20 protein-coding genes are annotated in these 20,597 nt (G+C 39.0%); all 20 read left to right on the top strand.

Annotated features, from left to right (window positions below):
* Positions 1–2: 2 nt before the first annotated feature.
* On the top strand, positions 3–7,769 hold the full coding sequence (locus tag BUB77_RS00780; RefSeq protein ID WP_073271896.1) for a cellulose binding domain-containing protein: 7,767 nt from the start codon (positions 3–5) through the stop codon (positions 7,767–7,769).
* Between the two features lie 29 nt (positions 7,770–7,798).
* Positions 7,799–8,272 (top strand): Imm26 family immunity protein, encoded by a 474-nt coding sequence (locus BUB77_RS00775; protein ID WP_073271892.1) that lies wholly within the window; start codon positions 7,799–7,801, stop codon positions 8,270–8,272.
* 156 nt (positions 8,273–8,428) lie between these two features.
* Positions 8,429–9,823: an RHS repeat-associated core domain-containing protein gene (locus BUB77_RS00770; RefSeq protein WP_073271889.1), complete on the top strand. Its 1,395-nt coding sequence runs from the start codon at positions 8,429–8,431 to the stop codon at positions 9,821–9,823.
* A 14-nt stretch (positions 9,824–9,837) separates the two neighbouring features.
* The gene (locus BUB77_RS00765; protein ID WP_073271886.1) at positions 9,838–10,035 is read left to right on the top strand and encodes a DUF4926 domain-containing protein; all 198 of its coding nucleotides are present in this window, start codon (positions 9,838–9,840) and stop codon (positions 10,033–10,035) included.
* 132 nt (positions 10,036–10,167) lie between these two features.
* A complete protein-coding gene (locus tag BUB77_RS00760) occupies positions 10,168–11,808 on the top strand; it encodes an RHS repeat-associated core domain-containing protein (protein WP_073271885.1) in 1,641 nt (546 codons plus the stop codon).
* A gap of 2 nt (positions 11,809–11,810) precedes the next feature.
* Positions 11,811–12,167: a hypothetical protein gene (locus BUB77_RS00755; protein WP_073271882.1), complete on the top strand. Its 357-nt coding sequence runs from the start codon at positions 11,811–11,813 to the stop codon at positions 12,165–12,167.
* Positions 12,164–12,412, top strand: coding sequence for a hypothetical protein (locus tag BUB77_RS00750; protein WP_139241071.1), 249 nt, complete (start codon positions 12,164–12,166; stop codon positions 12,410–12,412). Before BUB77_RS00755 ends, BUB77_RS00750 begins: the two co-directional genes overlap by 4 nt.
* Positions 12,409–12,933 (top strand): hypothetical protein, encoded by a 525-nt coding sequence (locus BUB77_RS00745; protein ID WP_073271877.1) that lies wholly within the window; start codon positions 12,409–12,411, stop codon positions 12,931–12,933. Before BUB77_RS00750 ends, BUB77_RS00745 begins: the two co-directional genes overlap by 4 nt.
* A gap of 101 nt (positions 12,934–13,034) precedes the next feature.
* Positions 13,035–13,175, top strand: coding sequence for an RHS repeat domain-containing protein (locus BUB77_RS00740; protein WP_073271875.1), 141 nt, complete (start codon positions 13,035–13,037; stop codon positions 13,173–13,175).
* A 12-nt stretch (positions 13,176–13,187) separates the two neighbouring features.
* Positions 13,188–13,715 carry an RHS repeat protein gene (locus tag BUB77_RS00735; RefSeq protein WP_073271872.1) on the top strand — a complete coding sequence of 176 codons (528 nt, stop codon included), beginning with the start codon at positions 13,188–13,190 and terminating at the stop codon, positions 13,713–13,715.
* 391 nt (positions 13,716–14,106) lie between these two features.
* Positions 14,107–14,436, top strand: coding sequence for a hypothetical protein (locus BUB77_RS00730; RefSeq protein ID WP_073271870.1), 330 nt, complete (start codon positions 14,107–14,109; stop codon positions 14,434–14,436).
* Between the two features lie 861 nt (positions 14,437–15,297).
* On the top strand, positions 15,298–15,684 hold the full coding sequence (locus BUB77_RS00720) for an RHS repeat-associated core domain-containing protein (protein ID WP_073271865.1): 387 nt from the start codon (positions 15,298–15,300) through the stop codon (positions 15,682–15,684).
* 120 nt (positions 15,685–15,804) lie between these two features.
* Positions 15,805–16,575 (top strand): hypothetical protein, encoded by a 771-nt coding sequence (locus tag BUB77_RS30230; RefSeq protein ID WP_207650825.1) that lies wholly within the window; start codon positions 15,805–15,807, stop codon positions 16,573–16,575.
* Between the two features lie 9 nt (positions 16,576–16,584).
* Entirely contained in the window at positions 16,585–16,848 is a 264-nt protein-coding gene (locus tag BUB77_RS00710) for a CPCC family cysteine-rich protein (protein WP_073271862.1), read from the top strand.
* 281 nt (positions 16,849–17,129) lie between these two features.
* Entirely contained in the window at positions 17,130–17,927 is a 798-nt protein-coding gene (locus BUB77_RS00705; RefSeq protein WP_073271859.1) for an RHS repeat-associated core domain-containing protein, read from the top strand.
* Positions 17,928–17,974: 47 nt separating this feature from the next.
* Entirely contained in the window at positions 17,975–18,301 is a 327-nt protein-coding gene (locus BUB77_RS00700; protein WP_073271857.1) for a hypothetical protein, read from the top strand.
* Positions 18,302–18,355: 54 nt separating this feature from the next.
* Positions 18,356–18,586 carry a hypothetical protein gene (locus BUB77_RS00695; RefSeq protein ID WP_073271855.1) on the top strand — a complete coding sequence of 77 codons (231 nt, stop codon included), beginning with the start codon at positions 18,356–18,358 and terminating at the stop codon, positions 18,584–18,586.
* On the top strand, positions 18,586–19,110 hold the full coding sequence (locus tag BUB77_RS00690) for a hypothetical protein (protein ID WP_073271853.1): 525 nt from the start codon (positions 18,586–18,588) through the stop codon (positions 19,108–19,110). Before BUB77_RS00695 ends, BUB77_RS00690 begins: the two co-directional genes overlap by 1 nt.
* 363 nt (positions 19,111–19,473) lie before the next feature.
* Positions 19,474–20,004: a hypothetical protein gene (locus BUB77_RS00685; protein ID WP_073271850.1), complete on the top strand. Its 531-nt coding sequence runs from the start codon at positions 19,474–19,476 to the stop codon at positions 20,002–20,004.
* Between the two features lie 107 nt (positions 20,005–20,111).
* Positions 20,112–20,495 carry a DUF6960 family protein gene (locus BUB77_RS00680; RefSeq protein ID WP_073271847.1) on the top strand — a complete coding sequence of 128 codons (384 nt, stop codon included), beginning with the start codon at positions 20,112–20,114 and terminating at the stop codon, positions 20,493–20,495.
* Positions 20,496–20,597: the final 102 nt, after the last annotated feature.

Below are 20,597 nucleotides of genomic sequence, written 5' to 3'. Positions count from 1 at the left end.
TAATGGAAGCATTCAATTACGACAAAAGAAAGCAATTCACTAAAGTCCTGTTTAAAAAGGGACTCAGCCTGTTACTGTGTATCACAATCATCCTGACAGGCATACCATTTACGGCAGAAGCAGCAACACAAAAGAAATTTATTAAGGCAGAGCCGTCTGCCTTTGTACCCTCAGCCGGGGAGAAAGCTAAAATAACCTTTAACCTGGAGTCAGAGCATGTATTGGATGTAAAAATCATGCAGAAGGGCAAAGTAATAGCCTATCTGGCAAAGGGAGTGAAATACGAAGGAAAATATAAATCCCATGAATTGTCCTGGGACGGAAAAGATGCAGGCGGTTCACTTGTAAAGAACGGCAGCTACCAGGTAGTGGCAGAGCCACAGGAGGAAGGCTACCAGAAATTCAAGTCCATCACCACGGTTACGGCAATAAAGGATAACAGCAAAGAGATCTCGGTGGTCCCTTATGCCTCCGGCAGCACCCTTTTGGTATACGGCAAGGGAGGAAAGAAACAGGGAGTAAGCAGGGTAAGCCTTACCTATAGTAAGGATGGCGGCACTGGTAAGACAGTCACTGCAACGGTGGGAGATAATCTCTGGTATGCGCCGGTATCCATGAGTGCTTATAGTCTCTATTCCTTTTCTGCAGCTGTCACCTCATCCTCCGGCAGTTCCACAGAGAAGATGACAGCACTGCGTCATGTATTTCGAGTGACGGACCGGATGGAATATCTGGCGGGAGCATATTTTGATAATTATAAAAAAGACTCAGCCATTCTAACTGATAATAATCTGGCCAATGGGTACACCAATGACGGTGAACTGGTTGGCTCTAATATTCTGATTCTGAATCCCACAGGTGCCATAAGCGGTAAGTTGAAAAAAGATTCCAATCTTACGGGACAGCATCTGGGAATCATTGACCAGCTGCAGCGGACGGCATCGGAAAATCCTGTAAGCCTGACTATGGGAAATCATTTTTATGAAAATGAGGATATTACGGTGGAGGGCTTTCAACCCCTTACCTTCAGCAGGGTTTATAATTCCTTAAGCCACAGCTTCCATGAATTTGGCATGGCATGGTCCGATTCCTATTCCTATCATTTGCAGGATATGGGAAAAACCGTGGCAATACAGTTTGAAGACGGGCATCTGGAATACTATACCAAATCAGGAGATGGCTACACGACAGCGGAGGGTCTTGTAAGAAAGCTTGTTAAAGGGCAGGACGGAAGCTTTACCCTGACAAAGGACAAAAGGGATATCTATCACTTTGACCCTAACGGTAAGCTCGTAACAATCAAGGATTTAAACGGCAATACCATTACCCTCTCCTATACAGACGGATTACTAAGCAAAATTCAGAGCTTAAGCGGGTATCTGGACCTTACCTATAATACCGATGGCAGCCTTAAGAATATAAAGGACGGCGGAGGAAGAACGGTAAGCTATACATACAGCAATGGGGAACTGACAGGCTATACCGACGTAAACGGGAATAAAACCACCTATTCCTATGATACCAAGGGAAGACTGGCAAAGGCGGTAAGTCCCGAAGGAGTGCCCCTCCTTGCCGTCACCTATGACGATAACGACAGGGTGCTTGCCAAGACCCTTCAGGGCGGAACCTACCAGTACAGCTATGATGATGACAAACGAACCATTACCTGTACGGAGCCTAACGGGAATAAGACCTTATTCCGTTACAGCAAGGAATACCGTATAGAGTCCGAGGAAAATTCCGACGGAACGAAGAAATATTATTACAAGGACGGCAGTAAAACGGGAGCCAATGCAGGCACATCCAAGGAATCCGCAGCCGGTGCAGCCACAACCAGTGCAGGCAGCGGAAAGTCAAGTTACGTACTGGCAGGGAGTGCTGATTCAGGCAGCACACAATCTGACAGGCAGGCAGCTGTGGAATCAGATGCCCTTAATGTTCCTTTCTGGCGGGGACTTCTCCTTACAGACAACCTGCTCTCAAAGCAGGATAATGGCAGCAGGCTGAAATCCATGGGAGTGGCCTCGGATAACCTGTTCTTAAATCCTTATGGGGCAAGCCAGATTACCCTCAACGCACTTTCAGATTCCACTGTCTCCGGCTCAGCCATCAAGTTGGAACTGAAGACCCATAACATGAATACGGCAACGGGAAGTACCACCAACAATACCCTGTATCCCCAATACCGCATTTATAACACCGGTACGGAAACGGTGAGCCTTTCCGACATTACCCTGCGTTATTATTATACCGTTGACGGAGAAAGACCTCAGAATTTCTTCACGGACTGGTTCAGCGCCGGAGCGAATTCCTGTGTGACAGGCAGGTTTGCCAAATTGACCGAGCCTGCACAAACGGCGGATTATTACGTGGAGGTGGGCTTTACCGGAGGAGCCGGAGACCTGGAGCCGGGCAAATACATTGAGACCCATACCAGAATCGGAAAGGATGACTGGAGTGTTTTCAAGCCTGGAAATGACTATTCACAGAATCTTGCAAATGAATTCACCTACTTTGACCAGGTGGATATGTTCTATAAAGGAAAGCTTGTCTGGGGAAAGGGTTCCCTGGGAAGCGGCACTGACCCGGTCACACCCACGAATCCGGCAGTTACTGCCACACCGGAACCTCAGGCCACTCCTACACCGAAACCCCAGGCCACTCCTACGCCAGAACCGAAAGACTATAAGCTGACCCTGCAGATGTACAATACCGGCAACAGCGGTAAAACAGCCAATACCATTCATCCTATGATGCGCCTGCTTAACACCGGGAATCAAATGGTAAAATACAGTGATATTACCATCCGTTATTACTACACTGCCGATGATAACAAACCTCAGAATTTCTGGTGTGACTGGTCCGATGCCGGGCAGAACAACATTACGGGGGCCTTCCATAAGCTGACAGAAAAGTACGAGGGAGCAGACACCTATCTGGAGATAGGCTTTAAAGAGGACAGCGGCTATCTGGGCATCGGAGCATCAACGGACCTGCATATCCGTTTTGCAAAAAATGACTGGACGGATTATAACCTTACGAACGATTATTCCCTGCGGGCCGGCGAAAGCTTTGCTGACTGGGATCAGGTAGATGTTTTCATAAAAGGCGAGAAGGTATGGGGAAAAGGTATCCTTCCGGCAGAAGAGGAGGATGAGGAGGAGCATATTGATTATGCCGATACCACCTATACGCCGGTACGGGGAGAGATGTACAATACCGCAAAGGAAAAGAGAAGCAATAATCTGTCTCCAAGGTTCCGTATTTACAATACCAGCGAGGAAAACATCAGGCTGACAGACCTCCATATAAACTATTTCTATACTACGGACGGTGCAGAAGACCAGATATTCGAAGCAGACTGGGCAGGCATCGGAGGAATGTTCCAGACAAGTATCGGAAGGAACAATATTACAGCCGATTTTACCGAGGTGGGAGACAGTAACCTTGCTACCAACTGCGTGGCAGATATCGGCTTTACAGGAACAGATGCGGTGTTAAAGCCGGGGGATTATCTGGAGCTTCATACCAGAATCCACCGTCCCAACTGGACGAATTATGTCCAGACCAACGATTATTCCTTCAATGTCGATTCCACCGATTATGAGGAGTGGAATAAAATAGCAGTCTTTGTAGGCGGCAAATGGGCCTTCGGAAGCCTGCCCCTGACCTATGCAGGAATGGTGGACCCGGATCCGGAAGACGATTATCCGGTGGATACCAAGGGACCTTTTGGTTCCGATACGGATAAGGACGGCAATACCACCTACTACAGCTATGATGACAGCGGAAATATCACTGCCCAGGTAGATGCACTGGGAAATAAGATAGAATATACCTATAATAAATTCAACCAGATAACCTCTATCACAGATGCATTGGGAAACAAGACTGTTTATGGCTATGATGGGAATGGAAACCTGATCTCTTATACAGATGCCTTAGGGAATAAGACTGAATACACCTATAATTCTTTCGGTGCCATTACAAAGGTAACCCTTCCCGACGGCTCCTTTGAGACCAGAAACTATGACAGCAGGGGAAATCTGACCTCTGTGACAGATGCAGAAGGCAATACCGTAGCTTATACCTATGACAGCTTCAATCGCATCACCCAGGCTAAGGATGCTATGGGTAATGTAAATAGCGCAGGCAGCACCGAAAGCTATGAGTATTTGATGGACGGCAGTTTAACCAGGATAACCGATGCTTACGGTAATACCACACTTGCAGCCTATAATAAGGACGGCAAGCTGACTAAGGAGACGGATAAGAACGGAAATGCTGTCAAATACACTTACAGCACGGCAACCGGTCTTTTAAGCCAGGTAACGGATGCCTTATCCGCTGCAGAAAAATATGAATATGACAGCATGGGCAATGTAACTGCAGTTACGGCGGCAGACGGCGGAAAGACCACCTATGATTATGATCTGTTCGGTAGAAAATCAGCAGAAACGGACCCTCTGGGCGGAAAGACAACTTATACCTATGACAAGAACGGCAACCTCACCCAGGAGAAGGATGCCCTTGGTGATATTACCAAATACACCTATGATAAAGTAAACCGATTAAGCTCCTATACCGATGCCCTGGGAAATACCTCTTCCTATGAGTATGATGCCCTGGGAAGGACAACAAAGGAAATGGATGCCTTAGGGGGAGCGACTGCTTATGCCTATGATAAGAACGGCAGACTGACAGAAACTACCGATGCCCTGGGAAATACGGTGAAGCAGAAATACAATAACCTTGGACTTCTTACCGCAAGCATTGACGGGGAAGGAAACCGGACAGCCTATACCTATGATAAAACCGGGAATCAATTGACCGAGACCGATGGGGAAGGTAATACCCAAACCCAGGTATATGATAAGAACGGGAACTTAATAAAGGGAACGGATGCCTTAGGTCATGGGACTACCTATACCTATGATAAGCTAAACCGTTTAACATCAGAAAAGGATGCATTGGGAAATACAACCGGCTACCAGTATGATGCCAATGGCAACAGAACCGTAGAAACCGATGCTCTCGGAAATGCCACGAAATATACCTATGATGCTCTGAACCAGTTAACGAAGGTCACCGATGCGGCAGGGGGCATTACCCAGTATGCTTACAATAAGATGGGACAGCAGACAAAGGTTACGGATGCAATGGGAAACGGCACTTCCTATCAGTATGATAAGAACGGAAACCAGGTAAAGGTTACGGATGCTTTAGGCTATAATACTATATACACTTACGACAGCTTAAATCACTTGTTAACAGAAAAGGATGCTAAGGGGAAGGTAACTACTTACACCTATGACAGCCTTGGAAATCTGCTGACAGAAAAAGACCCGAAGGGGAATACCACAGCCTATGAATATGATGTCATGGGCCAGCTGGCCAAAGTGACGGATGCCCTGGGAGAAAAGGCAGCATATACCTTTGATAAGGGAGGCAACCTGGTAAAAGCTGTCCGCTTTGGAGAAACAGCCGACAAGAACCAGCAGACCTCATATCAGTATGATAAGAATGGGCAGTTAATCGGGCTGGAAGATTCTCTTGGACGGAAGGAAAGCTATGCTTATGACGGTGCCGGACGTAAGATAAAGAATACGGCCAAGGATAATACGGTTACCGGTTATACCTATGACAAAGCAGGCAGTCTGATAAAAAAGACGTATTCTGACGGAAAGACGGTGGCCTATACTTACGATGCCCTTTCCCGTATAAAGACTATGACAGACGGGACAGGAACTACTTCCTACGAATACGATAGTCTGGGACAGACCCAAAAAGTAACCGACGGCAAGAACCGGAGTATCCGTTATACCTGGACAAAGACCGGTGAGAAGGACTCCATGACTTATCCGGATGGCAGCAAGGTATCCTATGCCTATGACAAAGCCGGGAATTTGACAGGAGTAACTGATACCAATGGAGGAAGCAATACCTATAACTATGACGCTTTAGGACAGGTTACGGCAAAGAAGCTTGCCAATGGAGCAGAATCCCTTTATACCTATGACGGTACAGGACTGCTGACACAGAGACAGGAGAAAACCGGTGGAGCGGTAAAAGAGACTTATTCTTATGTATATGATGCAGGCGGAAACCGTACGAAGGAAACCGGAGTAAAGAATGGAACAACCAACACTATTACCTATACCTATGATGCCCTGAATCAGCTGACAAAGGTAGCAGATGGAACGGTAACCAGAAAATATGCTTACGATGAGTTCAACAACCGCAGCAGCAAGGAAGAGAGCGGAAAGAGTAAAATTACTTACAGCTACAATACATTAAACCAGCTGACAGAGGAAAAACAGGGAACGAAAGAAAAAGGCTATGCTTATGATAAACAGGGAAACTTATCACAGGTAAAAGAGAATGAAAAGCTAGCCGAAAGCTATACCTTTGATTCTGCCGGAATGCTGTCAAAGGTTATAAATGCTGATAAAGGTACGACAAGCAGTTATGCCTATGACGGAGCCGGGAACCGGGTGAGCTCTGAGGTGAAGTCAGATGGTATCCGAAAGAGTAAGAAAGAATATGTCATTGATACCCAGTCTGCTTATGGGGATATTGTAGGAGCAATTGATACCACCGAAGAAGGAAAGACAAAAACGTCCTACTTTACTTATGGAAATGGTTTGGTTAGTGCGGAGAAGGATGGTATAATAGGGTATTACCGGATAGACGAGAAGAATACAGTGACGGATATTCTGGATAAAACCGGGAATGTAAAGGCTTCCTTAAGCTATGATGAATTTGGTGTATTGGAAAATACAGAAGAGCTGAACAATAGGAATATCTTTGTGGGCTACCTGTTTTCTTATACCGGTCATGTATATGATGATAGTACAGGGTTGTATTATGCAAAGGCAAGGTATTATGATGCTAAGAGCGGAAGGTTTGTCAGTGAGGACAGATTTAAAGGAAGGCTAGCAACTCCTTTAAGCCATAACTTATATATTTACGTAAATAACAATCCAATAAGATATGGTGATCCAAGCGGATTAATCACAACGGTTGTTAATGATGGCGGATCCGGTTATAGTTCATTATTCCTTACGAGCGATGTATCCCTTAAGCCGGGGGTACAGGAAATAATCTCATATTATGATGATCTTTATGTTCAGGCTATAGTAGCATATGATCTAGGAATTCTAAGAGATTATGAGTACTCTGAATTAAAGAAAACTTGCATAGAGAATGTCAGAGAACTAAGGAAAACTAATAAAGTAAAAAAAGATAATTCCAAGATATTTGATTTTATTATGGGATTAGGCGGTTTTATACCCTATGTAGGACCAATATTTGATTCACTGAGTTCACCTATAATGCTAGGTGATGATACAATAAGTGGTGCGGCAATAAATAAAATCATAGAACCAAATAATAACTCCAAAATAACCAAGGCACTTGCCAATAGCCCTAAGTATGCCTTTACTTATACTGTTTATGAGCTATATAATGAGGCTGGAGAGGTAAAATATGTAGGGAGAACTAGACAGAAACTTGATATCAGAAAAAAGCAGCATTGGAAGGCTGATCTAAATAAAAGAGGATTGGAAATTCGTGCAGCAAAATATCAAGGTAAGGTTTTGGAAGGATTATCGTACTCTGAGGCCAGAGGATTGGAGCAAATAGTCTTTGATGATAGGGGAGGATTTAAGAAATTACTGAATGTAATCAGACCCCTAAATACCGAAAATAAAAAAGCAGCTAAAAAGATAGCAAAATATTTGAAAGATGCTAGAAAATTCTTGAAATAATTATATGATAGCAAGAAAGGAAAGATTTAATGGCTAAAATTATAAAATACAAAATAGGTGATTTATTTATAGTACCACTAGTGGATAATTTGAAGGGAGTCGGCAGGGTGCTGAATAAGAATGAAGATACTATTCTTATTGAATTATATAAGATGAAACCAATAACAAACATCTTGGAATTTGATTATGAAAGTGTCAGTAATGAAAAACCTATCGTCATACATTGGTGCTATGATGATGGAATTAAAAAAGGAATATGGGAAGTATTTGATAATAAACCTGTTCTAGAAGAAATTGAAATGCCTTATTTTTGGTATGATGATTCAGGTTATAAGAAATATTTCATTAGTAAAGGAGAGTGGAGTTCTTATAGGATAAAAGAAGATAGTATTGAAATTGCAAAAGAAGATACTAATAAATATGAACCATATGGTATTGGTAATGAAATATCGGAAAGAAATCGTTATATCAGGAGGCTCTGCGAAAAAGGTTTAATTAATTAAATGATATCAAGTGTTGGGTGTAGGGCAACTTTATTTTCAGCACTATCTTTATGAATTTAGAATTTCATAAAGAGGATTTGGAAAAGATAAGCATGAAAGTCATGTAAAATTAAGTGATTACTTTCATGCTTATTTTTATCAGCAAATTAATAAAATTTGTGTGAGACATTAAAACCAGTTGATTATAATGAATTCGGCAATCGGAAAAATAACTTTAAAGGAATCAACGATAATGCCGTCGCAGAAGATTTATTTTCTTACACGGGACACATTTATGAGGAGAGTACAGGACTTTACTATGCAAAGTCCAGATATTATAATCCACAGACGGGAAGGTTTATCAGCGAAGACACCTATCAGGGACGGGCAGAGAATCCGGGGAGTTTGAATCTGTATATATATGTTCAGAATAATCCAATCATTCATGTGGATCCTACCGGTCATGATTTGTGGAAGCTGAGTACAATATTACGATATACAAAGGGCAGTTATACCTATGATGCAAGAAGAGGGCATGTAAATGTATCAGCCAATAAAAAGTATAGAGTTTATAATATAGAAGAACTTGCAGTCTATAAAGGTGAAATCATTATAGATGACCGTCAGTTTGCACATGATTTCAATTACAAGGAAGGACCTTTTGAGTTCTTAAAGAAAAAGTTAAAGCTAAAATCCAAGAACAACGATATCAGAACCTTAAACAGTAATCCGCTTACGGTATCCCAGGTAAGGAGTAAAGCTGGTTATAATCAGTATAATCCAGCCATACAGAACTATATAGAAAGCCTGGTAAAGGAATATGGAGAGATAGGTTATGGTTATGCCTTACAAAGGATCGGTAATTTAGATAAGCTATTTAATAAGACCAGTAATTCAATAAGTGCAAAGGTTGCGCATAAATATGGACTTTCAGAAAACGGTATAAATATACTAAAATTAAGTTATCGCCTTGAGAAGAAAGGGTATTCCTTATGGCTCGCTGGATTTTACTATAACAAGCAAATGGAAGCAGAAAGAGAGTCCTTGCTTTATTTAAGTGTATTTAATCCATATAAATATGGTAATGGAACAGGAGAAAATCCCTTCTACTTGGAATCAGGCGGAAATAAATACTATAAAAATAGTGGAAAATCTGGTTGGAATAGGGCTAAGAATACTGTAAAGGGAACGGTTAAATCTGCTTTTGAAATAGATGGTACTGTTATAAGAAATGGTAATGTTTCAGCAGACATGAGAAAATTTACTGAGTATATATTTAAAGATGGAGCAGCACCCGGCAAAGATGTAGTATATAAAAATTTAGGTTACAGTATGGAGAACTCAGAAGCTTTAACAAAAAATTATATTGAGCAAGCAATGACAAAATATAAAAATGGCCAATATAAGATAAATGGTGAGCCTACTCAATATGGTCAAAAAATAAATATTGAAATAGAATTACCTGGTATTGGCGATGCAGCAGGAAATACTAGTTACCTAAAGTCGGGTTGGATGATAAGACCGGACGGATCAATAACACTGAATACACCATTTTCAGGTTTTACTAAGTAAGGAGATGATATGTTATGGAAGCATACAAAAAAGTTAGGCTTTTAACAGATAAGTACTTCGAAAAATACGGGATTAAAAAAGGTGACTTAGGATTTACTCTCGAAGACTATAACGATGGGAATTTTGAGGTGGAATTTTCCGATAGTACTAATGGGTATACTATAGCATTACTTGCGATACCTGGTAATGAATTAGAAGTTGTTGAAATATAATAAAATAGGTCACACAGTTTTGGCTAATGTGGCCTTTCTTTATGCTTTCAATTGCAGTGACATAATCCAACTCCGGTTGAGACCCCGCTTTGGACCTCTTTTTTCTTCAGTAAGTTTATTTTTCCTTGCCGAATGACCCTAAGTGAAAGCTATGCTTATGACGGTGCCGGACGTAAGATAAAGGAAACGACCAGGGATAATACGGTTACCGGTTATACCTATGATAAAGCAGGCAGTCTGCTAAAAAAGACGTATTCTGACGGAAAGACAGTAGCCTATACTTATGATGCCCTTTCCCGCGTTAAGACTATGACAGACTGGACAGGAACTACTTCCTACGAATACGATGGTCTGGGACAGACCCAAAAAGTAACCGACGGTAAGAACCGGAGTATCCGTTATACCTGGACAAAGACCGGTGAGAAGGACTCCATGACTTATCCGGATGGCAGCAAGGTATCCTATGCCTATGACAAAGCCGGGAATTTGACAGGAGTAACTGATACCAATGGAGGAAGCAATACCTATAACTATGACGCTTTAGGACAGGTTACGGCAAAGAAGCTTGCCAATGGAGCAGAATCCCTTTATACCTATGACGGTACAGGACTGCTGACACAGAGACAGGAGAAAACCGGTGGAGCGGTAAAAGAGACTTATTCCTATGTATATGATGCAGGCGGAAACCGTACAAAGGAAACCGGATTAAAGAATGGAACAACCAACACTATCACCTATACCTATGATGCCCTGAATCAGCTGACAAAGGTAGGAGATGGAACGGTTACCAGAAAATATGCTTACGATGAGTTCAACAACCGCAGCAGCAAGGAAGAGAGCGGAAAGAGTAAAATTACTTACAGCTACAATACATTAAACCAGCTGACAGAGGAAAAACAGGGAACGAAAGAAAAAGACTATGCTTATGATAAACAGGGAAACTTATCACAGGTAAAAGAGAATGGAAAGTTAGCCGAAAGCTATACCTTTGATTCTGCCGGAATGCTGTCAAAGGTTATAAATGCTGATAAAGGTATGACAAGCAGTTATGCCTATGACGGAGCCGGGAACCGGGTGAGCTCTGAGGTGAAGTCAGATGGTATCCGAAAGAGTAAGAAAGAATATGTCCTTGATACCCAGTCTGCTTATGGTGATATTGTAGGAGCAATTGATACCACAGAAGAAGGAAAGACAAAAACGTCCTACTTTACTTATGGAAATGGTTTGGTTAGTGCGGAGAAGGATGGTATAATAGGGTATTACCGGATAGACGAGAAGAATACAGTGACGGATATTCTGGATAAAACCGGGAATGTAAAGGCTTCCTTAAGCTATGATGAATTTGGTGTATTGGAAAATACAGAAGAGCTAAACAATGGGAATATCTTTGTGGGGAATCTGTTTTCTTATACCGGGCTTGTATATGATGATAGTACAGGGTTGTATTATGCAAAGGCAAGGTATTATAATGCTAAAATTGGAAGATTTATCAGCAAAGATAGCTATAATGATAATAATAGCAGCATCATTAGTTTAAATCTTTATATCTATACCTACAATAACCCGATTCGTTATATTGATTTGTCAGGTCATTTAACTACGATGGTAAATGATGGTGGCAGTGCTTATCCCAAGAAATTACGCATTACTTCAACCTTTAGAATAGATCAAAAAGATCTGGCAGAATTTTGGGCCAGGAAGGGGCAACCAGGCAAAACACCTATAAGAATCACGCAACATTATTGCAGGTTAGGCAGAATACACATAGAATAACGATGATGGTAGGAGTACTGGGAGCATACACAGTTCTTAGCTTCCTGCCGGTAACCGGTGATGTCATTGATGCAACGGATGTTGCAATCGACCTCTTTCAAGTTTGTGCGACACCAAATCCTATTAATATGGCAAATCTTGAAGTGGATTTAATAGCACTTTCAGTCCCGTTTGACGGTCTTATCAATAATATAGATACGATGGCGGATATTGCAAAGTATACTGGTAGGTCTAACGGAAAAATGGTGATGAATCTGCAGTTCTTTGCGGAAAAGGGAGCGAGTAATGCTACACCAGAGTTTGGTAAAAAACTTGAATATGTATTTGGTAATGCAACTGGAAGTAGGCATAATATTTGAGTTCAGTAGAAATGGAACGACAATTGAATAGTATTGGAATATTTGATAATAAAAGAGGAAGAAGGGTGGTTCTTGACAATCTTACCCAAGCTTATAATAATTCGTCAAGTATATTAAAAACACAAGAAAATGGTAGGGTTGTAAGAGAATCATTGCTTGTTGGACCAAATGGAGCCGTTAAGGTTGAATCTATATGGGATGGTAAAAGACTTATTACTGTGACGTTATATGGAGGAAAACGATGAGACTGGTAACTATTAGCAATGAAATTCACTTTTATGAATTAGATTCTGAGTCTGAATTGAATGAATACATCAAGGAATATAACGGGATAATTCTGGAAGATGATGTTCAGACTAAGAATAAATTTTATGTGTTTGAGTACTTAAATAATTCTACAAAAATTGTGTTGGGAATTTTAAATGAGGGGCATGGTATTATACCTCATGGAATATTACTCAGTAATGAAAAGGTATTAGTCATATCATCTGATAAAACGATTTATTTTTACAACACAATAAGTAAGATAATTGTTAAAAATAAGAAATGTGATTCGTTAATATATGATATAATAAATTTAGAAGATAAAGGAAAAATTATTATCTACTGTGAGTTAGGTATTCAATCATTAAATGTTAATGGGGATAGAGACTGGATATATGATTGTGATAATATTGATGATTTTACACTTAATGATAATTATATAAGGCTGATAACTAATGAAACAGAGCACAAAATTTCTTTATTGGATGGTAAGGAGCTATAATATTTAGTAACTCAAACTTTGTATTTGGATAAATTCCTATATTTCAGGGCATGTAAATGTATCAGCCAATAAAGAGTATAGAGTTTATAATATAGAAGAACTTGGCCATTACAAAGGTAACCCTTCCCGATGGCTCCTTTGAGACCAGAAACTATGACAGCAGGGGAAATATGACCTCTGTGACAGATGCGGAAGGCAATACCGTAGCCTATACCTATGACAGCTTCAATCGCATCACCTAGGCTAAGGATGCTATGGGTAATGTAAATAACGCAGGCAGCACCGAAAGCTATGAGTATTTGAAGGACGGCAGTTTAACCAAGATAACCGATGCTTACGGTAATACCACACTTGCAGCCTATAATAAGGACGGTAAGCTGACAAAGGAGACGGATAAGAACGGAAATGCTGCCAAATACACTTACAGCACGGCAACCGGTCTTTTAAGCCAGGTAACGGATGCCTTATCCGCTGTAGAAAAATATGAATATGACAGCATGGGCAATGTAACTGCAGTTACCGCAGCAGACGGCGGAAAGACCACCTATGATTATGATCTGTTCGGAAGAAAAACAGCAGAAACGGACCCTCTGGGTGTAAAGACAACTTTTACCTATGACAAGAACGGCAACCTCACCCAGGAGAAGGATGCCCTTGGGGATACTGTTAATTGCACCTATGATAAATTAAACCGCTTAAGTACCTATACTGATGCCTTAGGAAAGGCTTACTCCTATAAGTATGATGCTCTTAATATAAATATATTAAGACAGGTGAAATAATATATGATCGCGATATTGCTCTTGGTAGTGGAATACGAAATTTAACAAAGGGCGCGGGAAAGGTTACAGTTAGATATGGAGATGAAGCAGTTTCAGTCTATCGAGGAGGCAATAACTTTACGATAAAGCCCGGTGAAATAAAAGTTGATAAAGTAACAGGAATAGTAAAAGATACGCATGGAGTATCTCTTAATGTTAACCCAAGCGCAGTATCAAAATATGGCGGGCATATAAAATTGATTCATTACCTGATGGACTTAAAATAATACAACAAGGAAAAATGCGGAGCATTATGTAATTGTTCCATCTCGCTCTATGGGCGTTGACGAATTTCAAGGATTATTGAATCAAATAAAAACATCACCAATAAAATAGGGGGAGAATAAATATTATGCAAACAATAGAAATCTTTTTTCTAGATGATTCTGAATTGGCTGAATTTGAGGCTAAGAATAAAGGGTATCGAGTTGATGTTTATGTTAAAGTAGATAATATCTTTTTTCATGTAAGAGTATATGATGTTTTTACTCTAAAACAAGACTTTGAAAGGGAATTAGATAGTTATGGTTATTATGCAATTGAACCGAATTTAATTTTAGTTAAAGATGTAAATAAAGCAGAAATCATCGAAACAATCAAAAGGCTGTACGAGCAGAAATACTTTGAGGGCATTAAACCCGTAGAACGTATTGATATAACTGGTTTGACAAAAGTTAATTAAATTGTGCAGGCATAGGGACCAGCAATGACCCCACATGCTCCTTGACAATTCGAAGGTGCATTTTGAGGACACTTTTTAAAAAGCGGGATTTGGCTGAGATTATGCAAGCTAACTACCTGCACCGCACCTATAAAAACGGCTAGAAATGCGGGTTTATTGCCATTCACAGCCACCTACATAGCACAAAAGTTGTTTTACAGCACCCTAAAGCGAACCGCTACAACGCCGGCACTGCCGGCGTTTGTGGCTGTGAGGGGTCGCTTTATCCTGCTCTTTTTTCGACCGGGATTTACGCTGGATTTTAGAATGTTCGACTGTCCTCAAGTCAGCCCGACAAGCTTAAATTGAGCGCAGAGGGTACACCTGCCTCCCACCATCCTATTTGAAGGGGATACAGGGTGTTACCGTGCGTTACAGGGGTAAGACTGGGAGTGGATGCGATTGAAAGTAAAAAAATTTTGATAATATAGGCTGAACCCCTATGAACCCCTCTTTTCAAGGAAATATGCCTGTGGTAAAATTTGTGCCAGAGGGGGGTATAAGGGGGTACGAAAAATCTGCCCTTTTTCTTTTTCTGAATGTGACAGCTTGGATACAAACCGCAGAAATGACTTGCAATGCTTTTCAAACAGAGTTAACATCACACACCAAAGCAAATAACCTGTTTGAAATGATGAGTCTTGCGGTAGATAGGCTGTCGCGCCCTTGCCCGTTCTTAAGAACGAAGGCTATCATCTGAGGTTGCCGGTACTCGGGGCTTTATGTGGATGCAGGAGAAGACAAGCAGTTACGTTTATGACGGAGCCGGTAACAGGGTAAGTTCAGAGGTGAGGTCAGACAGTAGCCTAAAGTAAAGATGGAGTGGATAAAGGTAATACTGTTCAAGTTGCCATATTTGCTTTTACTGGACATGTGTATGATGATAATACTGGATTATACTATGCTAAAGCCAGATACTATGACGCAGAAATTGGAAGGTTTATCAGCGAAGACACCTATCAGGGACAGGCAGAGAATCCGGGCAGTTTGAATCTGTATATATATGTTCAGAATAATCCGATCATTCATGTGGATCCTACCGGTCATGATTTGTGGAAGCTGAGTACAATATTACGATATACAAAGGGCAGTTATACCTATGATGCAAGAAGAGGGCATGTAAATGTATCAGCCAATAAAAAGTATAGAGTTTATAATATAGAAGAACTTGCAGTCTATAAAGGTGAAATCATTATAGATGACCGTTAGTTTGCACATGATTTCAATTACAAGGAAGGACCTTTTGAGTTCTTAAAGAAAAAATTAAAGCTAAAATCCAAGAACAACGATATCAGAACCTTAAACAGCAATCGGCTTACGGTATCCCAGGTGAGGAGTAAAGCTGGTTATAATCAGTATAATCCAGCCATACAGAACTATAAAGAAAGCCTGGTAAAGGAATATGGAGAGATAGGTTATGGTTATGCCTTACAAAGGATCGGTAATTTAGATAAGCTATTTAATAAGACCAGTAATTCAATAAGTGCAAAGGTTGCGCATAAATATGGACTTTCAGAAAACGGTATAAATATACTAAAATTAAGTTATCGTCTTGAGAAGAAAGGGTATTCCTTATGGCTCGCTGGATTTTACTATAACAAGCAAATGGAAGCAGAAAGAGAGTCCTTGCTTTATTTAAGGGTATTTAATCCATATAAAAATGGTAATGGTACAGGAGAAAATCCCTTCTATTTAGAATCAGGTGGAAATAAATACTATAAAAATAGTGGAAAAGCTGGTTGGAATAGGGCTAAGAATACTGTAAAGGGAGCAGGTAAATCTTATGAAGGTACAAGAAATTTAGGTGCTGATTTCAAGAATGGTAAAAGACTCACATCACACTTCATGGACCATGGTGGAGACTTCGGATATAAAACAGAAGAAGAATATCTTGCAGGTGCCAGAAATTTTGTTAAGAAAAAACCCACAACAACAACAACCCAAAGTTTTGTATCTGAAAGAGGTACTTATTTCAGGTATGATATTAAAACTAATGAGTTTGCAATAGTAAACCAATATGGTGGTATATCAACTTACTTTAAACCTGAAAATGGTTTGAATTATTGGATTGATCAAGTTAATAGATATAAACCTAAATAAGGAGGATGTATGAATTATAAAATCAAATGCCCTTGCTGTGGATATTATACCATTGATAAAGAAGATGAAATCATTACAGAGATATGCGAAGTATGCTTATGGCAATATGATGAAGTTGCTCATTGTAATCCTGATAAAGTTATAGGCGCGAATAAGTTATCTTTAGTGGAAGCTCAAGAAAATTACAAGCTATATGGAGTATCTAAAAAAGAGTATATTGGTAAAGATTTCAATAGAAAACCAACGGATGAAGAAATTAATAAATATAACTAATAAGAGATTACCTAATGTTTATTACTTTTATAAGATTTAAATAATTTACATGGGCAAGGTCACTTTACAGTGGTTTTGCCCATATTTGTATTATAAAACTGTTTTTGAAATTACCAAGTAAAATACTCTGATTAATTGTTATCTTGAATAAATGCAATAACATCTTTTTCAATGAAATCCAGTATTTCGCATAACTGATAATGGCATTCAATGAAACACTACGATTATGTTTAAGATTATCTAATGTACCACGAGACAGGTTACGGCAAAGAAGTTTTCCAATGGAGCAGAATCCCTATATACTTATGACAGTACCGGACTGCTGGCACAGAGGCAGGAGAGTAGGCGGAGCGGTAAAAGAGAATGGAAAGTTAGCCGAAAGCTATACCTTTGATTCTGCCGGAATGCTGTCAAAGGTTATAAATGCTGATAAAGGTATGACAAGCAGTTATGCCTATGACGGAACCGGGAACCGGGTGAGCTCTGAGGTGAAGTCAGATGGTATCCGAAAGAATAAGAAAGAATATGTTATCGATACCCAGTCTGCTTATGGAGATATTGTAGGAGCAATTGATACCACCGAGGGCGGGAATACGAAGACTTCTTACTTTACTTATGGGAAAGGCTTGGTAAGTACTGACAACGATGGTATAATGGGATATTATCGGACGGATGAGAAGAATACGGTAACGGATATTTTGGATAAGACTGGGGCAGTGAAGGCGTCCTTAAGTAATGATGAGTTTGGAAAACTGCTAAGTAAAGATGGAATGGATAAAGGTAATACTGTTCAAGTTGCCATATTTGCTTTTACTGGACATGTGTATGATGATAATAGTGGATTATACTATGCTAAAGCCAGATACTATGACGCAGAAATTGGAAGGTTTATAAGCGAAGACAGTTATAAAGGTGATAACAGCATCATAATTAGCTTAAATCTTTATATTTATACTTCCAACATTCCGGTTATTAATATTGACCCAACTGGGCATGTATTTAAAAATACGATGGTGAATGACGGTGGATCCGGTCATGGTTCCTTTGATAAAGCTAAGCTGGTCAGGGGACGAATATAAGTAATCCTGATAATCAGTTATTAGCATATGAACGAGATATTCTGAATATGAAGAATTCGAAAAATCCATTAAATAAAGCTAAAAATTTTGCTAAATATCTTTGGGATAGATGGCCTGGATTATGGGGACATATTAATAAGCAAAATGCTTTAAATATGGGTATGGACCCAGAATGGGCTAAAATAGCAGGAGATTTTTCATCAACTTTAGTACTTGAAGGATTTACAACAGCAACGGTTAGTGGTGTAAGGGCATATAAATATGTTAAGACAGGTGAAATAATATATGATCGCGATATTGCTCTTGGTAGTGGAATAGGAAATTTAACAAAGGGAGCGAGTAAGACTGTACCAGAGTTTGGTAAAAAACTTTAATATGTATTTGGTAATGCAACAGGCAATATACATAATATTGAGCGTTCTGTAGAAATGGAACGTCAATTAAATAGTATTGGAATATTTGATAACGCAAGCGGAAGAAAAATAGTCCTTAACAATCTTACTGAAGCTTATAACAATTTATCAAGTATATTAAAAGTACAGGAAAACGGTAGGGTTGTTAGAGAATCACTACTTTCAGGAGCAAATGGCGTGGTTAAGGTTGAGTCCATTTGGGATGGTGCAAAATTAATTACTGTAACGTTATTTGGAGGAAAATGATGAGGTTATTAACTATTAATAATGAGATTTATCTATATGAATTAGATTCTGAGTCAGAATTGAATGAACACACTAAGGAAAAGGATGGAATAATTATAGGTAATAATATTCAGAATAGGAATAAGTTTTATGTGTTTGAATTTTTAATCTATTCTGTAAAAAGTGTTGTGGGAGTTTTAAATGAAGGGCATGGTATTATACCCCATGGAATTAAAATCAGTAATAAAAATGTAATGGTTTTATCATCTGATAAATCAGTTTACTTTTACAACACAATAAGTAAGGAAGTAGTTAATGAGATACAATGTGATTCGTTGGTATATGATGTTATAAGTATTGAAAATGAAGAAAGAATACTTGTATGCTGTGAGTTAGGTATTCAATCATTAACTACTAAGGGGGATAAAGTATGGATGTATGATAGTGATATTATCGATGACTTTAGACTTTATGAAAATTATATGAGTTTGATAATTAATGAAACAGAGCACAAAATTTCTTTAGCAGATGGTAAGGAACTATAATAATTTCTAATTACAAAAGGCGGCTATCTTGGGATAGCTGTCTTTTCAGGTTATTGATTCTTAATTATAATTTATTTAACGAGCAATTTCTAATTCTTGCATCATCAGTAATGAAGAACGAATACTTTCATAGTTATCAAATATTAGATAACTGCCCATATTTTATAAGATATCTCAGTCAGATAGATTAGGTTATGTTAGCGAAGCTACTTGTTGAGATAGGAGACGTTAATAGATTTTTCCAATGCAGATAAGTTTGCTTCTTTTGCGGATATTGCGCCTGGGAAAGGGAAGCGGCGTAATAATGGAACGAGAACATGGCATGGTTAACCTATGCCATAAAACGGAGCAGGAGGTTTTAAAATGTTTTATATACAAGCGTGTAAACCAATAAATAATCGGACAGTTGACGAGAATGATAGCAAATTAATGGAAGCAATAGAAACCATATTTCCTATGAGAACAGAGGCAGCAATAATGGTATGGAATTATGTTAGCATACCTTTATCATATAAATATGATATAAGTTATATGATAAATGACATTATTATAGTAATACAGGAACTTGTGATGAAACAAGAAGGGATATTAATAATTAATTGGTTACCTGATACTTTTTGCAGTCAATGGCTTATTAAATGGAAAGAAGATATAGTTGAGATTCATTCACGTTGGTATTGTGTGGTTGGAGATATAATAGATAATTTAAATCGAGTTTCCAGTATTTCAATGAATAAGTGGGATTTTATTAATGAATGGGAGAGAGTATTTTATAATATTGGAATTGCTTTAAAGGAGTGTGGCTATAGTCATAAAAACATTGAGGATATAGAACTATTTAACAAAATATGTTCAATGTTTTCGGGTAAAGGTATACTATATCAAATAATTTAATTACTCAAATAGTTGGAACCAGGTTTTTGGGGAATAAATATGTACTCTAAAAATTTCCAAAGATATGTACCTTATGATAAGTATTAATCAGCAGAAAGGATGATAGTGTGAGTAAATATAAAAATACAAGTGGGCTTTATCCTTGGTTTATTGAGGATGGCGAACATCTTATATTTCCAGGTGATTTAAAAAACTTTAGAAAATTGTTGCCTTATGGAAAGGTATTTAACTGTATTGATGATGTTAATGGATTTTTAACTCTGCAATATGGCAAAAATACATTCAGGGTAAAACATGATTTGTATAAAGTTGTGAATAAACCACGTTTTGGAATAGGGTGCAAGGTTATGCTTGCGAAGGACAATACACAGGAAGGAACGGTAGAAGAAATAAACTGGCATCAGAAAAATGGTATTCCTATATACTACATATCAATTAATGGTAAGCGGAAATCAACTCGTTACTTTGATGAAGACTTGATAGCAATATAGTAATTATATTAAGGACACCTATGATGTATATTGTTGATTTTATTTAAAAAAAGTTGAACCAGTTAATATAATTGAAAATAAGCTTGATATTTCACTACCTTC

The organism is Anaerocolumna jejuensis DSM 15929, from assembly GCF_900142215.1.
Taxonomy (GTDB): Bacteria; Bacillota; Clostridia; order Lachnospirales; family Lachnospiraceae; genus Anaerocolumna; species Anaerocolumna jejuensis.
Note: the sequence above shows the minus strand (reverse complement) of the source record. Positions and strands in the feature narration are given on the sequence as shown.